General features: G+C 33.6%; 15 protein-coding genes, 1 rRNA gene and 1 pseudogene. 15 read left to right on the forward strand and 2 right to left on the reverse strand.

Going from position 1 to position 18,719, the window contains the following annotated elements; genetic code table 11:
- Positions 1-24 precede the first annotated feature (24 nt).
- From B5X47_RS12090 to B5X47_RS12110, 5 genes are all read left to right on the forward strand, one after another.
- On the forward strand, positions 25-2,442 hold the full coding sequence (locus B5X47_RS12090; RefSeq protein ID WP_079590421.1) for a diguanylate cyclase: 2,418 nt from the start codon (positions 25-27) through the stop codon (positions 2,440-2,442).
- Between the two features lie 104 nt (positions 2,443-2,546).
- Positions 2,547-3,575 (forward strand): ABC transporter substrate-binding protein, encoded by a 1,029-nt coding sequence (locus tag B5X47_RS12095; protein WP_079590423.1) that lies wholly within the window; start codon positions 2,547-2,549, stop codon positions 3,573-3,575.
- Positions 3,550-4,314: an ABC transporter permease gene (locus B5X47_RS12100; RefSeq protein WP_079590425.1), complete on the forward strand. Its 765-nt coding sequence runs from the start codon at positions 3,550-3,552 to the stop codon at positions 4,312-4,314. The genes B5X47_RS12095 and B5X47_RS12100 overlap by 26 nt, the downstream gene beginning before the upstream one ends.
- On the forward strand, positions 4,311-4,949 hold the full coding sequence (locus tag B5X47_RS12105) for an ABC transporter ATP-binding protein (protein WP_079590427.1): 639 nt from the start codon (positions 4,311-4,313) through the stop codon (positions 4,947-4,949). The genes B5X47_RS12100 and B5X47_RS12105 overlap by 4 nt, the downstream gene beginning before the upstream one ends.
- A 274-nt stretch (positions 4,950-5,223) precedes the next feature.
- Positions 5,224-7,545, forward strand: coding sequence for a hydratase (locus tag B5X47_RS12110; RefSeq protein WP_079590429.1), 2,322 nt, complete (start codon positions 5,224-5,226; stop codon positions 7,543-7,545).
- Between the two features lie 106 nt (positions 7,546-7,651).
- On the opposite strand, the pseudogene B5X47_RS12115 reads toward B5X47_RS12110, so the two are convergent.
- Positions 7,652-7,837 (reverse strand): annotated as a pseudogene (locus B5X47_RS12115) (glutaredoxin family protein); the annotation flags it as partial.
- 229 nt (positions 7,838-8,066) lie between these two features.
- Here B5X47_RS12115 and B5X47_RS12120 point away from each other — a divergent pair.
- Together B5X47_RS12120 and B5X47_RS12125 are read left to right on the forward strand one after the other, a co-directional pair.
- Entirely contained in the window at positions 8,067-8,522 is a 456-nt protein-coding gene (locus B5X47_RS12120; RefSeq protein WP_079590433.1) for a DUF134 domain-containing protein, read from the forward strand.
- 42 nt (positions 8,523-8,564) lie between these two features.
- A complete protein-coding gene (locus tag B5X47_RS12125; RefSeq protein ID WP_079590435.1) occupies positions 8,565-9,440 on the forward strand; it encodes an Mrp/NBP35 family ATP-binding protein in 876 nt (291 codons plus the stop codon).
- 95 nt (positions 9,441-9,535) lie between these two features.
- Here the strand turns inward: B5X47_RS12125 and B5X47_RS12130 are convergent, their stop codons facing one another.
- The gene (locus tag B5X47_RS12130) at positions 9,536-10,057 is read right to left on the reverse strand and encodes an FmdE family protein (RefSeq protein WP_079590437.1); all 522 of its coding nucleotides are present in this window, start codon (positions 10,055-10,057) and stop codon (positions 9,536-9,538) included.
- A 382-nt stretch (positions 10,058-10,439) separates the two neighbouring features.
- On the opposite strand from B5X47_RS12130, the gene cspD reads away from it, so the two are divergent.
- From cspD to B5X47_RS13905, 8 genes are all read left to right on the forward strand, one after another.
- The gene (gene cspD, locus B5X47_RS12135) at positions 10,440-10,637 is read left to right on the forward strand and encodes a cold-shock protein CspD (protein WP_013362474.1); all 198 of its coding nucleotides are present in this window, start codon (positions 10,440-10,442) and stop codon (positions 10,635-10,637) included.
- A gap of 104 nt (positions 10,638-10,741) precedes the next feature.
- Positions 10,742-12,289 carry a degradosome RNA helicase CshA gene (locus tag B5X47_RS12140; protein ID WP_079590439.1) on the forward strand — a complete coding sequence of 516 codons (1,548 nt, stop codon included), beginning with the start codon at positions 10,742-10,744 and terminating at the stop codon, positions 12,287-12,289.
- A 302-nt stretch (positions 12,290-12,591) separates the two neighbouring features.
- On the forward strand, positions 12,592-14,511 hold the full coding sequence (locus tag B5X47_RS12145; protein WP_079590441.1) for a sensor domain-containing diguanylate cyclase/phosphohydrolase: 1,920 nt from the start codon (positions 12,592-12,594) through the stop codon (positions 14,509-14,511).
- A 121-nt stretch (positions 14,512-14,632) separates the two neighbouring features.
- Complete coding sequence (locus B5X47_RS12150) at positions 14,633-15,076, forward strand: DUF4342 domain-containing protein (RefSeq protein WP_159446480.1); 444 nt, start codon at positions 14,633-14,635, stop codon at positions 15,074-15,076.
- Positions 15,077-15,251: 175 nt separating this feature from the next.
- Positions 15,252-15,947: a response regulator transcription factor gene (locus B5X47_RS12155; protein ID WP_079590445.1), complete on the forward strand. Its 696-nt coding sequence runs from the start codon at positions 15,252-15,254 to the stop codon at positions 15,945-15,947.
- Positions 15,940-17,121, forward strand: coding sequence for a sensor histidine kinase (locus tag B5X47_RS12160; RefSeq protein ID WP_079590447.1), 1,182 nt, complete (start codon positions 15,940-15,942; stop codon positions 17,119-17,121). The genes B5X47_RS12155 and B5X47_RS12160 overlap by 8 nt, the downstream gene beginning before the upstream one ends.
- A 73-nt stretch (positions 17,122-17,194) precedes the next feature.
- Positions 17,195-18,205 (forward strand): serine hydrolase domain-containing protein, encoded by a 1,011-nt coding sequence (locus B5X47_RS12165; protein WP_200805119.1) that lies wholly within the window; start codon positions 17,195-17,197, stop codon positions 18,203-18,205.
- Between the two features lie 378 nt (positions 18,206-18,583).
- Positions 18,584-18,719 (forward strand): 16S ribosomal RNA (locus B5X47_RS13905); the annotation flags it as partial.

Here is an 18,719-nt window from a genome sequence, read left to right on the forward strand (position 1 = left end):
GAATAAGTTTAAGGGGGTAGAATATTGAATTTTGATGTATACAGTGCAACAATAGGGATAACTATTGCTATAGTATTTCAATTTATAGCACTTATTTTTCATGTTAAAATGCATAAAAAAGAGCAGTTTATAATGTGGTGGGTTCTAGGGATGGGACTTAGCGTTGTAGGTTTGTTGACTATATATTTAAGGACGTTTCCTTCTTTAAATAGAGGAGCTCTTATAGTATCAAATGCACTTACGATTTTTGGTCAGGGAGCTTTTTTTATAGCAATTGAATCGTATTTAAATAAAAATATAAAAGTAAATAAATTAAAAACAATTCTAGCCACAGGAATTATAGTATTAATATACTTTTCTGTATTCTCAGAGATTACAGTATTGCGCATGTTAACCACATCTATAGTTTTGTTAGTTTTTTCTGTTTTAATAGTCAGAAGACTTTATTTATCCAAGTCGGATGACAACAAAGATAATATGAATTTTATGATAGCAACTTTTTCTATTAATGCTTTTTACTGGATTACTAGAGCTACGATTGTGATTTTTATTTTACCAACTCATCCCGAAATTTACGACATAATATTGATATTTAGCTATATTATGGTGCTTTTAGTGTGCACTTTAGGAACTTTGGGTCTAATATTTCTTATTAATAAAAATCTTGTAGAGAGAGAAGAAAAAGAACGTCTGAAGGCAGAAAAAGAAAGACTTAAGTTTTTAACTATAATTGAAACGAGTCCTGATTTAATATTAGTATCAAAACTGTCTGACGGAGAGATAGTACTTGCAAATAAAGTTTTTTTAGATACTTTAGGATATCATACTGATGAAGTAGTTGCTAAAACTACTTTAGAACTAAATATATGGGAAAACAGTGAGGCGAGAGCAAAGTTTGCAAATGATTTAAAAATAAATAAAAGATTAAATCACTATGAAAGTAATTTTGTAAGAAAAGATGGCACAAAATTTATTGGGAGCATGTCTGTGACTACTATTACTATAGAGGATGAAGAATTTATTATAGGTATAGTAAGAGATGTGACAGAGCTTAAAGAAATAGAGGAAATACTTCAAGAAAGTAAAAATAAGTTTGAAACTATTGCTATGAGCTCTGCTTCTTGGGAAGCTTGGTTTGATGAAAAAGGAGTACTAGTTTGGACCAATGATTTGATTGAAGCCATTACAGGGTTTACAGCAGAAGAAGGCTTTGCAAAGAATGATTTAATTAGAAATCTATTAATATCAGATGATAGTCAAGAGACTTTAGACGAGAAATTTAAAACTACTCTTGAACTACAAAGAGGTGGTAGCTCAGAAGCTAGAATAAAAAGTAAGGATGGGAGCTGCAAGTGGATATTAATAAATTGGAGACCTGTAATTAGCGATAAAAAAGACTTTAAGGGATTCAGAACGAGTATAGTTGATATAACAGAAAAGAAAAAAGCTGAATTTGCAGCTGCAGAGTTAGCCCAGCAACTTAAAAAGGAAAAGGAAGTTGCTGAAAAAAATTCTCTTACAGATGGTATGACAGGGCTGGCTAACAGAAGATATTTAGATGAGCAGATTATGCTTGAATATTTTAGAATGAAGCGTACTGGTGAAAAATTATCGATTATTATGATTGATGTAGATTTTTTCAAGCTATACAACGACGCTTATGGACACCTTCAAGGCGATGAGTGTCTAAAAATGGTAGCGAAAGTTCTAAAGACAACTATAAAAAGAGCTACAGATATAGCTGCAAGATATGGAGGAGAGGAGTTTGTAGTTCTGCTTCCAGACACCGATGAGATAGGAGCTATAAAGGTGGCTGAAACTTTAAGAGCAAATGTTGAGGCTATGAAGATGGAGCACAAGGATTCGAGAATCTCTGATGTAGTTACAGTTAGTATAGGCGTGGCTACTTTTGATAAGCATAGCCTTGTTGCACCTGAAAATTTAGTTCAAAAAGCAGATGAAGCTCTTTATGAAGCAAAAAATTCAGGAAGAAATAAGGTGATGCCGCGTGCTGAGGAATTAAAAGTACTAGATTCATCAGATTTTTTAAAGGTAGTATGGTCATCGAAGTTTGAATCAGGACATGAAGGAATAGATGCTCAACATAAGGAGTTGTTTGACGACTCTAATGAAATATTTGAATCGATACTTTCCATTAAAACTAAAGAAGAGCAACTTGAATCTCTTATGAAGATTATGGATGATTTGAAGGAGCATTTTGATTATGAGGAAGAAGTTTTAAGAGAAATAGGTTATCCTGAAGTGAATTATCACGCAGTATCTCATATGAATTTAATAAATAATGCTAAGCTTTTTATTGATAAGTTTCAAAAAGATGAAGTTGAAATTATAGAGGTGCTTAATTTTATTATATTTGAAGTAATAGCAGATCATCTTTATAGACAAGATAGACTGTATTTTCCATATCTAGAAAAAGTATAACCCTAAAAATATTTTGCCCTTTCTGGCTCGAGTTGGTCAGTTAGGGTTCTTTTTTTGAAAAAAAGGTGTATTATAGAAATAAAATATGTATTGGAGGGGATGTAATGAAAAGCAAGAAAAAATTAATTTCAATTGTAGCTTCATTATTTTTAGTAGTTTCTTTAGCTGGATGCAGTCAAAGCCAGCCAGCACCTGAGGCTACACCACAGCCAGAGCCTGAACAAGTCGAGGTTCAAAAAGAAACTATGAAAATAGCAGCGCTAAAAGGGCCTACTGGTATGGGAATGGTACAGCTGATGGAAAATGATGAGCTAGGAGAATCTGCGATTGATTACGATATCAGTTTACTAGAAAGCCCTGATGATATAGTGGGAAAAGTTATAAGCAAGGAAATAGATATTGCAGCTGTTCCTACGAATTTAGCACTTACTTTATATAATAAAACTCAAGGAGAAGTACAGCTTCTTGCAGTAAACACTCTTGGTGTTGTATATGTACTTGAAAATGGACAAGAAGTAAATTCTATAGCTGACCTTAAAGGAAAGACTATGGCGGCAAGTGGAAAGGGAGCTACTCCTGATTTCGTAATGCAGTACATATTAAAACAAAATGGTATGGAGCAAGATAAAGATGTAATGGTAGATTTTACACTTCAGCATGCTGATTTAGCTGCGGCAATGGCATCTGGAGATGTGAAGCTAGGTATGCTTCCTCAGCCTCATGTTACTACAGCAATGATGAAAAATCCTGATTTGAGAATAGCCCTTGATATTACAGCTGAATATAAAGCAGCATCAGGAACAGACTTGGATCTTCCTATGGGCTGCATTATAGTTCAAAAAGGATTTGCAAATGAGCATAAAGAGTTAGTTCAGCAGTTTATGGATGAATACAAAGATTCTGTAGATTTTGTAAATAACGAGTCAGAAAAAGCGGCAACCTTGATGGAAAAGCATAAAATCCTGCCAAATGCAGCAGTTGCTCTAAAAGCTATTCCTTATTCTAATATAGTATATATTGAAGGAGTGGATGCAAAGGATTCTCTTGCTTCTTACTATCAGATACTGTTCGATTTTGAACCTAAGTCCATTGGAGGGAAATTAGCTGATGATGGATTCTATTATCAAAACTAAAAGCTATATAAAGACTGTATTAATTATAGGATTTTGGATAATGGTGTGGCAGATAGGCTATATCATAGTGGGTAGGGATTTATATCTCCCTGCCCCTTTTCAAGTGTTTTCAAGATTAACGGAGCTTGGAGCTGAAAAGGCATTTTGGACTTCTATAATATATTCAGTATATAGAGTAGGTCTAGGAGTTATCTTGTCGATAATCTTAGGGATAGCTGTTGGAATAATCTCTGGAATGAATGATTTGGTCTATGAGATACTAAATCCAGCTATGGTTGCTATTAAATCTACGCCTGTTATGTCTTTTATAATACTTGCATTGATTTGGTTTTCATCTACAAACTCACCTATATTCATTTGTTTTTTGATGTGTTTTCCTCTAGTGTGGACAAATACTGATGCAGGAATAAGGAATGTAGATAAAAAATTGCTTGAAATGGCACATATATATGATGTAAGCAAAAAACAAATCATAAAGAAAATATATCTTCCTTCATTAAAGCCTTATTTTGTATCTAGCTCTGTGCAGGCACTAGGGCTAGGGTGGAAGGTTACTGTTGCAGCAGAGGTGCTCAGCAATCCGAGACATTCCATAGGAGGGAATCTATATGCAGCAAAGGCATACCTTGATATACCAGGGTTATTTGCTTGGACTATCACTGTGATAGGTCTTAGCTATATCTTTGAGGTTTTTTTTGTGAGCCTTATGAATAAAAAAATTGGAAGTGAAAGGTTATGATAGCTCTTACTAACATCAATATAAGCTACGGGAATCTAAAAGTACTTGAGAATTTTTCTATCTCGCTCGAAAAAGGCAAGGTTCACTGCATATTTGGAGCTTCTGGCTGTGGAAAAACAACTCTTTTAAATGCTCTTACTGGTATAAATAAGATTGAATTAGGCGAGAAACTCAACCTTGATAATAAAAAATTCTCATATGTGTTTCAAGAAGACAGGTTACTTCCTTGGGCTACAGCTTTAGAAAATGTATTGTTTGTGCTAAGGGACAGGTACTGCGATGAAGAAGCAAAACAAATTGCAGAAAAATATCTAAATATAGTAGGTCTAGGAAAATTTATTAATGCTTATCCAAGTGAGCTATCTGGAGGAATGCAAAGAAGAGTGAGCTTTGCAAGAGCGCTTTCTTATAGTGGAGAGGTATTTATTTTAGATGAGCCATTTAAAGGGCTAGATTTTAAATTAAAAACTGAGCTTATAAATTACTTGCTAGAATCGGATATAAAAGAAAACTCATATATTGTCTTCGTAACTCACGATATGCAAGAAGCTCTTAGTTTTTCTGATTACATCTATATGGTGGATGGACCACCTCTTAAAATAATGGAAAAAATTGAAACCCATAAGAACAAATAGAAAATAATAAGACAAAATAATAAGAAAAATAATTAGAAAAATAATTAGAGATTTATAATTAATAATCTGACAGAATAATATAATGACTGCTAAGAAAAACGATAAAATGAATAAAAAGGATACAGAAATTGCAAGAATACGTTTTCTAAAAGTCAAAAAACGTTAATTTTTAGCTATAAAAATTATATTAAATATATAAAAACGAAATTATATTGATTCAAAACTGCATTTACCGTATAATATGTTCTAAATTGAGATTGGGAGGGTCTAATATATGGTAAAAGTTTTTGCAGATGGTGGATATATTTATAAAGGTAGAGAGATTGTTTGCATGGCAGAGGATTTCTCATCTGATAGAGTAAGTAATTTCTTAACTGCTCATGGCGAGGATATAGTAAGCAAAGATGAAATGATAAAAAATACTATGACATATTCAATTCTTGAGGCTCATAACGTTAGCGATAACGTGAAAGGTTTAAGACTTAAATTTGATGCTTTGGCTTCTCATGATATAACCTATGTGGGAATAATTCAAACGGCTAGAGCAAGTGCCTTAGAACAATTTCCCATCCCTTATGTCCTTACAAACTGTCACAATAGCTTATGTGCAGTAGGTGGAACAATAAACGAAGATGACCATATTTTTGGACTCTCAGCGGCAAAAAAATATGGAGGAATCTATGTACCTGCACACCAAGCAGTAATCCATCAGTATATGAGAGAGATGATGGCAAAATCTGGCAGTATGATTTTAGGTTCTGACAGCCATACTAGATATGGAGCTCTTGGGACACTAGCTATAGGTGAAGGTGGGCCAGAGCTTGTGAAGCAGATTCTTGGCAAAACTTATGATATAGCCTATCCAAAGGTAGTAGGTATTTATCTTGAGAACAAACCGAAAAAGGGTGTAGGACCTCAAGACGTAGCTCTTTCGCTTATTAAGGAAGTATTTTCAAAGGGTATTGTCAAAAACAAAGTGCTTGAATTTATAGGCCCTGGAATTTTCGATTTATCTGTAGACTTTAGAAGTGGTATAGATGTAATGACTACGGAGACCACTTGTCTTTCATCGATTTGGATGACTGATGATAAGGTTAAGGAGTATTATGAAATTCATAAAAGACCTGAAGCATATAAAGAAATGGAGCCTAAATCAATTGCCTATTATGACAGTATAATAAAAATAGATTTAAGCAAGATAAAGCCTATGATAGCATTGCCTTTTCACCCTAGTAATGTATACAGTATGGAGGATTTAATCGCAAATCCATATGACGTGCTTAGCATAGCTGAAAAAGAAGCAAATCTCCAGCTAGAGGACTCTGCTTTAAAGCTTAATCTAGTTGATAAAATAGTAGATGGAAAAATTAAAGTTGATCAAGGAATAATTGCAGGGTGTGCAGGCGGAAGCTACGAAAATATAGTAAATGCTGCCAATATCATAAAAGGAAGCTTCGTGGGAGATGATTACTACAATATAAGCGTCTATCCTGCTAGTCAGCCTATTTATATGAGTTTGATTAAAAATGGTGTAATACCTACCCTTATGCAAGCTGGGGCAAATATAAAAACTGCTTTTTGTGGGCCATGCTTTGGAGCTGGAGATGTTCCGGGCAACAATACATTAAGCATCAGACATACAACTAGAAATTTTCCTAGCAGAGAAGGGTCTAAACCGTCTGATGGGCAGATTTCAAGTGTGGCACTTATGGATGCCCTGTCAATTGCAGCTACATCTGCAAACAAGGGCTATCTGACTCCTGCTACTGATATTGATTTTGACGATTACATTCCAAAATATGAATTTGATGATGCGATTTATAATAATAGAGTGTACTTCGGATTTTCTAAGCCTAACAAAAATGAAGACCTTCGCTTTGGACCTAATATCAAAGATTGGCCTAAGATGAAGAGCCTAAGTGAAAATATCATGCTAAAAATAGACAGTGTAATTTTAGACAGCGTTACTACGACGGATGAGCTTATTCCATCTGGAGAAACCTCTTCATATAGATCGAATCCGTTAAAGCTTGCTGAGTTTACTTTATCTAGAAAAGACCCTGGATATGTAGATAGAGCTAAAGCTTCTAAGAGCTTTGATTTAGAGCTTGAAACTGGATATACTAATCTTCCTGAAGAGTTTAAAGCTATAGTGGATAAGGTTATGGATGCAAAGGGGATAAATGAGAATGAGAGAGCAGATTTTCTGAGCAAAACAAATTTTGGAAGCTGCATTTTTGCTTTAAAGCCTGGAGATGGTTCAGCTAGAGAGCAAGCGGCATCTTGCCAAAGAGTGCTAGGAGGACTTGCGAATATATCAGTAGAATATGCGACAAAGCGTTATAGAAGTAATCTTATAAACTGGGGGATGCTTCCGTTTACTTTAGCAAAAGGAGAAACTCCAAACTTTGAAGTTGGAGATATTGTCTTGATAGAGGGAATACAGAAGGCTCTTATATTAGGAGAAACAAAATTTGAAGCTCTTTGCATAGGAAAAGATAAAAAAGAAAAAGTGTTACTAGAGCTAAATGACCTTACTAAGCCAGAAAAAGAAATACTTTTAGCTGGCTCGCTGATAAACAGCTATCAAAAATAAAAAGGATATAAATCCTTGTAGTAATACAAATTCTAAGTAGAAAATAGAGATTATATTGTATTTACAAAAAAGAAAGCATCTGCAATTTGCAGATGCTTTATCAATATTATAGTCCTAAGATTGAGTCGATTTTTTCTTTGTCAAACCCAACAATAACCTCTGTGTCATCGATGATGATTGTAGGAACTGACATGATTCTTCTTTGGATTAATTCTTTTCTAGCTTCCATGTCTGCATTTATATCTTTCTCTTCGAAAGGTACATTTTTCTCTGTTAGATAATTCTTAACAGCAGGACAGTGTGGTCAAGTTTGGCTAGTAAATACTTTAACATTTTTCATATAACATGCCTCCTATATAAATCGTAATATTTGAATATATTAATATAATATCATTTCGAGAAATAATAGTCAATATAGAAAATGTTAATAATAGATAAATTTTAAAAATTATTTGACAGTAGTTAATATAAATCATAAAATGTAATTAGCAAATGCCAATAACGAAATGGAGGGATGGAATTTGCCAAGACCAAAGATATATAGAAGAGTGGAATTTTTTCCTGATTCTACTTATTTTGTGCCGATGGGAGTACCCTCGTGCAAGCTAGAGCAGATAGATATAATGATGGAAGAGCTAGAAGCTATGAGGCTAAAAGACATTGAAGGATTAAATCAAGAAGAATGTGCCAAACGAATGAATGTATCTAGACAAACATTTCAAAATATAATAGATAGTGCTAGAAAAAAAGTCGCTATGAGCCTAACCGAAGGAAAAGCGATTAAAATAGGAGGCGGAAATTATATTTCTGCAAGGTGTGAGTTTTACTGCGATAAATGTAAAAAGACTTATAAAATAACTAAGCTAGAGGATAAAGAAGTATGCCCAGTGTGTGGGACTGCTGAAGTGCTTTGCACTAAAAAAATAGAAGGCTGTAGAAAATGGTGCAGAGGAGATATTAAGATTCAAGAAAAATAGGCTATAAAAAAACAATATATATGAAAGGTTTAGGTGGTATAAATGTCATCATGCAATACTTGCCCATCAGCTTCCGGATGTAATCAAGATTCAGCTTCATGTATGGTAGAAAACAATATTCACAATCAAGTGAAAAATGTAATTGCTGTTATGAGTGGAAAAGGTGGAGTAGGAAAATCTACAGTAACTGCACTACTTGCAAAAAAACTTACTAAGTTAGGTTACAAAGTAGGGATACTAGACGCTGATGTAACAGGACCTAGTATTCCTAGACTATTTGGGATAAAGGATGGTCAGGCAATATCTACAGAGTATGGGGCAATGCCTGTTATGTCATCTGAAAATATAGCGACCATGTCACTTAATTATTTAGTGGACGATGAAGAAAGTCCAGTGCTCTGGAGAGGTCCTATAATTTCTGGAACTGTAAAGCAGTTTTGGACTGATGTTTACTGGGGAGAATTAGATTATTTACTTATAGATATGCCTCCAGGAACTGGAGATGTATCACTTACTGTTATGCAGTCCATACCTCTTACTGGAGCTGTGGTAGTATCTACACCTCACGATATGGTATCTATGATAGTTGCGAAATCTATAAATATGGCTAAAAAAATGAATGTGCCTATCTTAGGACTAGTTCAAAATATGAGCTATGTACTTTGCCCAGATTGCACTACAAAAATAGAATTATTTGAAAAAAATGATATTGAATCATATCTAAAAAGACTAGACATAGAGCTGCTAGGAGAACTTCCAATGTCTTCAAAGGTTGCAAATATGTCATCTCATGTGATGTACGAAACTGAAATCCATGCTTGTATGGATAGCGTTTCAGATAAAGTGATAGAATTTGTCAATTCTAAAAAAGCTACTCCGGTAAGCGAGACAAAAGAAAGTCTTAATCCTCTTTTATAATATTAAACCTAGGTACTTGATAACTTAAAATAGTTGGTAGTATGGAAAAAAATATGTGTTTACAAAAAAAGCTGGGGAATAATTTCCCAGCTTTTTTAATCAAATCTTTTATATTCAGTAAAGCAGTCTAGACATACGGGCTTATTATCTTGGATTCTTGCAAAATGCTCTGCTAATTTTTCACCGCAATCACTACAGTTTACATTATTAAATATTCTAGCTCTTTCAGGTATTTGATGTCTAACTTCAGTGTAATCAAATAATTCATTACTATCATGGTTAAGAATATAGTTCTGTTTTTCTTCTCTTGTCATATCTTTGTTCATATCTTTTAACACTAATCTAATCGAACGATTTTTAGTGCGATCAAAGAAGTTGTAGGCAGACTTTCCTCTCATTTTTATAAGGAGATTTCCTTTGCCAACTGTACATTTTAGTAAGTACTGAATAGCATCAATTCCACAGGCATCGTTTTCTGAAATGCAAACTAAATCTTCGTCATCAGTGCTACTAATTCCAAAATATTCTCTAGCTGCAAGTGCTGCTTTAAATCCAATTGCTAAACCTGGGCACTCATGGCCGTGAAATTTAGCAGTATCTTTCCATAATTGTTCCACTACAATTCCTCCTTTAAACGATGAATAAATGATGGTTATATATTCAAATTCATTATAAATTTACCGAAAAAACAAATTAATTATTTATATTATATACTAAAATTAATAAAACTAAGAAATCGATTTTACTTATGTGACGCATGACTTACAGCTAGCTAGAAAAATTTCAAATAGGATATATGAAGTGAATGCGGGACAAGTAAATGAGAAAACTATTTGCTTTTTGTAAATATCTGTGATAAAGTAGAGAAGTAAAGAAATTGGAAACTAAAACAATTTTTCGGCCTCAGTATCATCAGTATCAAATGTTATTGAAAAGGTTAGGACGTAAAGTGTTTTAAGTAAGTTCCATCTTTAAATATTTTTTTTAGGAGGCCGTAAAATGGTAGGTAAAGTAAAATGGTTTAACGCAGAAAAAGGTTTTGGATTCATCGAGAGAGAAGATGGAGACGATGTATTCGTACATTTCTCAGCTATTCAAGGAGACGGATTTAAGACATTAGAAGAAGGACAAACTGTAGAGTTCGAAATAACTCAAGGAAACAGAGGACCTCAAGCATCTAACGTTGTAAGAGGATAGTCCTATAGTTAATCTGTAGATAATCAAGGCGTATTCCGCGCAGTAAAGAGGAATATGCCTTTTTTTATGTAAGTATTTAGTTATACAAAAGGAGATAGATATTATTGGCATTATTTAATGAATTAGGATTACAAGAAGAATTATTAAAAGCAGTACTTGATATGGGTTTTGACAGTCCAACCCCAATTCAAGAGCAAATCATTCCACTTGCTATGCAAGGGATAGACTTAATAGGACAAGCACAGACTGGTACTGGTAAGACAGCAGCGTTTGGAATACCTCTACTTAGCAAAATCGAAAAAGACAATAAAGCAGTTCAGGCGCTTATACTTGCACCGACAAGAGAACTTGCTCTTCAGGTATCTCAAGAGATAAACAGACTAGCAAAATACAAAAACGTAGAAGCTATTGCAATCTATGGTGGAGAAGATATAGGCAAGCAAATCAGAGGCCTAAAAAAGAACCCTCAAATAGTAGTTGCTACTCCAGGTAGATTTATGGACCATATGAGAAGAAATACTATAAATCTAGCAAATATACAAACAGTAATTTTAGATGAAGCAGATGAAATGCTTAGCATGGGTTTTATTGAAGACATAGAAACCATACTTCAGGAAGTACCTTCAGAAAGACAAACTCTTCTATTTTCAGCTACTATGCCTAAAAGAATTCAAGCAGTTTCTCAAAAATTCATGAAAAGCCCACAAACTGTAGCAGTAAAAAATAAAACTATGACTGTTGATACAATAGAGCAGAGATATTTGGATTTAAAGGAAAAAGATAAGTTCGATGCACTTTGCAGACTTATGGATATTCACTGTCCTGAGCTATCTATTATATTTGGTCGTACAAAGCGTAGAGTAGATGAATTATCAGAAGCGCTTAGCATAAGAGGCTACGATGTAGAAGGTATTCATGGAGATATGAAGCAAGAAAGAAGAGAAAAAGTACTTCGTAAATTTAAAAGAGGAAGTATTAAGATTCTAGTTGCTACAGATGTTGCGGCAAGAGGACTAGATATAAGCGGAGTAAGTCATGTATTTAACTTTGACCTGCCTCAAGACCCTGAAAGCTATGTTCATAGAATAGGAAGAACGGGAAGAGCAGGACAAAAAGGTATATCTTTTACTTTTGTAACACCTAGAGAAAGAGAATACCTAGAGCTTATCGAAGATACTACTAAAAGCAAGATGCTAAAGCAGCATGTACCTAGTATAGGTGATGCAAAAGACGCTAGATATCGTCAAGCAGCTCAAAAACTAATAGGGATAGCAGAAAGTGCTAAAACTCATGATTTAGAAGAAGCAGCTCAGAAATTACTAGAAGAATACGATGCAGTAAAACTGGTATCGGCTGCCTTAAAAATGGTTACAAAGCAGTCAAGTGATGCGCCGGTTACACTTACTGACGAAAGTCCAGTACGTATGAAGAAAAAACCTATGAAATCATCAGGTTCAAGATATTCAAAGGATTCTAAACCAGGATCGGGATCTTCATCATACAAGGGTAAAGGAAAGAGTTATTCAAACTCTTCGAAAAAATATCCAGCATCTAAAAGCCAAGGCTCAAGTAAAACTGAAAGAGCTGAAAAAAGTGATAACTACAGAAAAAGAAAAACTTCACATAATCACAGTAACAAAACTACAATTTAAATAGTAAACTGGCTGACAAGGCGTGCTGATATCCGTAGGGTAAGAGGACGCCTTTTATATTGGAAAAAATTATCAAAATAACAAACAATAAGCGATTACGTTAAATCATTGGAGTTCTTAATGCGGACACAAGGATTATTTAGATAGATAAATAGATATTTATTTGCCTAGAATATTTGCAATATTGCTAATTTGCTCAATTTTATGCAAGTTTTGCTTGAGTTAGCAATAATTTACATATATTATTATAGATAAGATAAGTATAAATCCCTAAAACTACAATCATGAGGAGCCTATAATTCATGTATTCAAAACAGAGAATGAAATTGCTAGAGGTAGCTTTGGACTTTGTTCCTGAACCTATATTTGCAATAGATTTAGATAAAAAAGTCATCCTTTGGAATAAAGCAATGGAAGAACTTTTTGGCGTGGAAAGAAAAGATATTCTAGGTAAAGGGGATTATGAATATTCATATATATTTTATAAAGAAAGAAGACCGACTCTTATAGATTTGGTTTTAGAGCCAAATGAGGAGTGCGAAAATTTATATAAAAATTTTAAGAGGTATCCAAGTGGCGATATAGAAGGAGAATCCTATATAAAGGAAAAGGGTTATTATGACTGGGGTAAGGCATCTAAAATCTTAGATGATGAAGGAAATGTCATAGGAGCTATAACAATATCCAGAGATATGAGTAATTATCGCAGAATCCAAGCAGAGATGGATGACAATAAGAGAAGATATGAAGTTCTATTTGAGAATAGTCCTGATGCAATTGCTTATTTAGATTCTCTTCACAGAGTTGTAGATATAAATTTAAGCTTTACAAGTATATTCGGATATACTCTAGATGAATGTAAAGGCAAAGACTTAGATGAGATAGTTTCTAAAGAAGGTAGAAGTGAAGAAGCAAAAGCTATAACCAAGGTGCTTTTTGAAAAAGGAGACGTTAAACAAAAAGTAGTAAGATATACTAAGGATTCAAAACCTATAGATGTACAAGCTAGAGGAATCCTAGTAAAAAATGAGGATGCAGTAATAGGCGCTTATGGAATGTACACAGATATAAGAGAGCTTTTAAAAAAAGAAATAGAGCTTCAGGAGATAAATGAAGAGCTAGAAGCCTCAAATCAAGAACTAGAGGCAGCGCTCAATCAGCTAAAAGCAGCAGAGGCTGAGCTTAGATATCAATATGAAAAGCTAGAATACATGCTTTATCATGATCAGCTTACAGGAGTGTATGACAGAATTTCTTACGATAAATGCATTAAGCAGGTTGATGTAAAAAGCAATCTGCCACTTACTATAATAATTTCTGATTTGAATGGTCTAAAGCTTGTAAATGATGCATTTGGACTTAAAACAGGAGATAAGCTATTGAAAAGAATAGCTAGGATATTGAAGAAGAACTGTCCAGAAGACTCTAAAATTGTAAGAGTTGGGGGAGATGAGTTTTCTATTTTACTTCCTAAAACCGATGAGTTTTTAGCAAATGAAATAATAGAAAAAATAAAATCAGATATAGAAAAAGTAAAAATAGAAGCTCTTAAGCTGTCTATGTCTTTTGGGAGCTGTACCAAATATAATAAGAAGCAAAATATTTACGAGATTCATTCTAATGCGGAAGACAAGATGAATAGAATGAAGCTTTTTGAATCGCCTAGCATGAGAGGCAGAACTATATCCACAATAATCAAAACTCTACATGAAAAAAATACTAGAGAAGAACAGCACTCTCATAGAGTTTCAGAGCTATGTGTAAAGATGGGAATGGTAATGGGACTTCCATCAGCGGATATTCAAGAGCTTAAAACCGTAGGGCTACTTCATGATATAGGTAAGATTGGTATAGAGGAAAGTATACTAAATAAACCAGGAAGGCTTACAGAAGAAGAAATGACACAAATGAAAAAGCATCCTGAGATAGGATATAGAATTCTGAGCTCGGTAAATGATATGGCAGAAATGGCAAATTATGTTTTAGCTCATCATGAGAGAATAGATGGGAAAGGCTATCCTAAAGGTCTAAAAGGTATGGAAATACCTCTTCAAGCTAGAATAATTGCCATAGCAGACGCATATGATGCGATGACTAGTCATAGATCATACAGAACAGCGATGAGTGAAAAGGAAGCTATTGCTGAGCTTTTGAAGTCAGCAGGAGCTCAACTTGACTCGTATTTGGTGGATGTATTTGTGAACAGGGTGATTAGACGATAATTTCTAATCTTATTTTAATCTTTCTCTAATATTCATCTAAGACTTTGAGTGTATTCTTAATATCATAGAAGCTTTGGTAATGCATTTTGATTTAAGAATTAATTTTAAAGGAGAATATGAGATGAAAATAACTTTAGAACAAATTGATTTAGTAAGAAAAAGAACAAATGCTAGCTATAAAGAAGCGAAAGAAGCTTTAGAGCGTTTTGATGGGGATGTAGTTGAGGCTCTTGCGTATCTAGATGAGTCAGGAAAAGCTCCGAAAACTGAGTTTGGTTCAAGAAGAGCTTTTATGGATAAAGTTCGAGACCTTATTCATAAAGGAAATATAACAAAATTTTTAGTTACCAAAGATTCTAAAACTGTACTCAACATACCGCTTAATCTAGTAATTATTCTTGCATTAGTTGGAAATTATGTATTTGCAGCGGCACTTCTAATTGCCTTGGTGCTTGGATACAAGTTCAATATAGTTTCGCCAAATGAACAAAACAATATGTCAGTAGTTCCTAAAAACCCAGAAAGCCCAGTTCAAAATCAATCATCAAACAATGAGAACCAATAAGGACTGATAATAAATAGAGAGATTTTAGACTAAATAATTTTTAATCTAGAATATAGTATCAAAAAGTCTTCGATACAGTTAAATGTATTTGGAGGCTTTTTTTATAAAAATTTCCCAATTAAGCCTGTTATTAAAGTATAATTAAGTTAAAATATGGGTTTTAGGGGTGGTATCGTTGCCTGATAAGAAAATACTAATCATTGAGGACGAATACAATATAGCGAGATTTTTGCAGCTAGAGCTAGAGCATGAGGGGTATGAAGTGGGGATTTCACACGATGGAAGAGAAGGCTTGGACAAAGCATGCAGTGATTATTTTGACTTGCTGATTTTAGATGTAATGTTACCTTCTTTAAATGGAGTTGAAGTACTTCGAAGACTCAGGCAAAAATCGGATATGCCAGTTGTTATGCTAACTGCAAAGGATGAAATGAATGATAAAATTTTAGGTCTAGATATTGGCGCAGATGATTATATGACAAAGCCATTTGCAATTGAAGAGCTTTTAGCGAGAATAAGAGTTATATTTAAAAGAGTGGACAATTACAAAGCTAGCAAACCTCAAAATGATTCTATACTAAGAATTAAAGGGGTTAATCTAGACATCGACAGATACACTGTAACCTATAAAGAAAAAAATATAGATTTGACTAAAAGAGAATTTGAGCTCTTAAAATATATGATGCAAAATAAAAATCTGGTAATTACAAGAGAAATGATTTTAGCTAAAGTGTGGGGATACGAATATATGGGAGATACAAATGTAGTGGATGTATATATTCGGTATCTTCGAAGTAAAATTGACGACCAATTTGGAATCAAGTTAATCCATACTATTAGAGGAGTTGGATATCAAATAAAAGATGAATAATATAAAATCGATATTTAAGGGAATATATAAAGTTATAATTTTGACTTCAAAGGTTATACTATATATTTTTTCAACTTTGTCAAAAGTATTAATAAGTTTAAGAGATGGTTTTATAAACAGACTTAGATTTTCTATACATTTAAAGCTTATGCTGAGCTATTTATGGACATTTACCTTAGTTTTTTCAGTACAAGCTGGGGTTGTAATTCTAGGCTTATATCTTTCCTTGCCAGAAGAGCAATTTATAAGTCATATAAATCTAATTAAAGAATCTCTTATTATATCCGGGCTTATCTGTGCTGGATTAGTTCTACTGCTTGCTAGAAAGTCATCAAAAAAATTAATTGAGCCAATAGATCAAATGAATTACGCAGTTAAAAATATTACCATTGATGATTTATCAACTAGACTAGATATATCTGGAGCAAAGGATGAGCTAAAAGATCTGGCGCATACCTTTAATAATATGATGGATAAAATAGAGTATTCTGTAGAGCTTCAGAATCAATTTGTATCAGATGCATCTCATGAGCTAAGAACACCAATATCTGTAATAAAGGGATATACTGACTTACTCGACAGATGGGGAAAGAACGATCCGGAAGTGTTGGATGAATCTATAGATGCTATAAAAAACGAAACCGAGCAAATGAAGTCAATGATTGAAAAATTACTTTTTCTTGCTAGAGGAGACAAAAAATCTTCTCATATTGAAAAAAACGAGTTTGAGCTAAATGAGCTAATTGAGGAAATTTACAAAGAGACTAAGCTGATTGCCCCTAATCACAACGTTGTTTTAGGAGAAAATGAAGCTATTCATATAACAGCGGACAGAAATCTAATCAAGGAAGCTATAAGAGTTTTTGTTGAAAATAGTGTTAAGTACACAAAAGAAGGCGGACTAATAGAGCTTGGGCTTCATTATGAGGAGCCCTATGCAGTTATAACAGTAAAAGACACTGGATTAGGAATAGCCAAGAAGGACTTGTCGAGGATATTTGACAGATTTTACAGGACTGATGAATCAAGAAATAAAAGCAGTGGAGGAGCTGGGCTTGGACTTTCTATTGCAAAGTGGATAGCAGAAGAGCACAAAGGAAAGCTAACGGTAACGAGTGAGCTAGGTAAGGGTAGTCAATTTAATATCTTGCTTTTGGCAAGTAAGGAAAAATAGTTGTTTCCATTGCCTATAAAAAGAGTATATTAAGAAAAATAACCTGTTTTTTATGAGTGAGGAGGGGACGATATTGCTTCAATTCGACTATAAAAACGATTTTTCTGGAGTGCTTTATGTTACTAAAGATAAAGAGTGTATTCTTGAAAAAGCTTATGGCTACGCTGAAAAAGGTTTAAAAGTAAGGAATTTTGTACTTACTAGATTTGGCGTGGCTTCTGGAGGCAAGCTTTTTACTGCTGTTGGAATATTGAAATTAGCAGAAAAGGGGAATCTTAATTTAAGTGACGAAATTTTAAAGTATATTCCTGAACTTCCAGAGTCATTTAAAGGAGTAACCTTGCATCATTTACTTACTCATACCTCTGGAATAGGTGATTATTTTGATGAATATGCTCAGGAAAGCTACAGTAACTTATGGAATTCTATTCCTATGTATAAAATGGAAAATCCTATAGATTTTCTTCCTATGATTTTAAATAAGGATAAAATTTTTAATCCTGGTGAAAAATTTAGATACAACAATGCTGGCTATATTCTGCTTGGCTTAGCCATTGAAAGAGTATCGGGACTTTCCTATAAGGACTATATAAAGAATTCTATTTTTAATCCTTGCAAAATGTCGGACTCTGGCTATTTCAAAATGAATATGCTACCTCCAAGAACTGCTTATGGATATATAAAGCTTGAAGATGGAAACTTTAGAAATAATATTTACGATTTGCCTATAATTGGAGGGCCAGATGGCGGAGTGTATGTTACAGCTGTGGATATGGCGAAATTTTGGCAAGAGCTACTAACCTTTGAATTATTAAGTGAGGATTTTACGAAAGAGCTTTTTAAAATTCATTCAGATACAGATAATGAAGGCATAGGTTTTGGATATGGAATTTGGATAGAGCATAAAAATTATGAGGTTAAGAAATATTTTTTACAAGGTTATGACCCTGGTGTCAACTTTAGAATGGTTTATTATTTAGAAACGGATGTTTTAGTTTTAGCTCTTTCGAATGAAGATACAGGAACTAAGGAAGCTTGCGAAGCTATTGAAAAAACCCTTATAGAAGAATTTCAAGCTGTTTAAATATAATGAAAATTTAGTAAAAAAATCAAATTCAAAAATGATTATCCACAAATTTTATGTGAATAATCATTTTTATTTTTACGGAAATATTGATTTTTAAACCTGTAGATAAGTTTGTGGATAATGTGGATAACTATCATTGAGATATACTTTAAAAAAAACTTTTAAAAAAGTGTTGACGATTAATTAGGGGCATGATATATTAATACATGTCCTCAGCGAGAGGGCAAAACGAAAAGCCTCGAAAGAGGAAATACGAATTAATAGATGAACTTTGAAAACTGGATAGTAAACCATAAATAGTTTTTAATTTCGATTAAAAACCACACCATTTATGAACAACAACCAAGTCAGTAAATTTTTACTGAGACAAGGATTATATTTGAGAGTTTGATCCTGGCTCAGGATGAACGCTGGCGGCGTGCTTAACACATGCAAGTCGAGCGGGCAATTTATCTAGCACTGATTACTTCAAATGGCTATCGCCAGTGTAATCATGAATTTCTACCTTTAA

The sequence above is a fragment of the Acetoanaerobium noterae genome (genome assembly GCF_900168025.1).
GTDB lineage: Bacteria > Bacillota > Clostridia > Peptostreptococcales > Filifactoraceae > Acetoanaerobium > Acetoanaerobium noterae.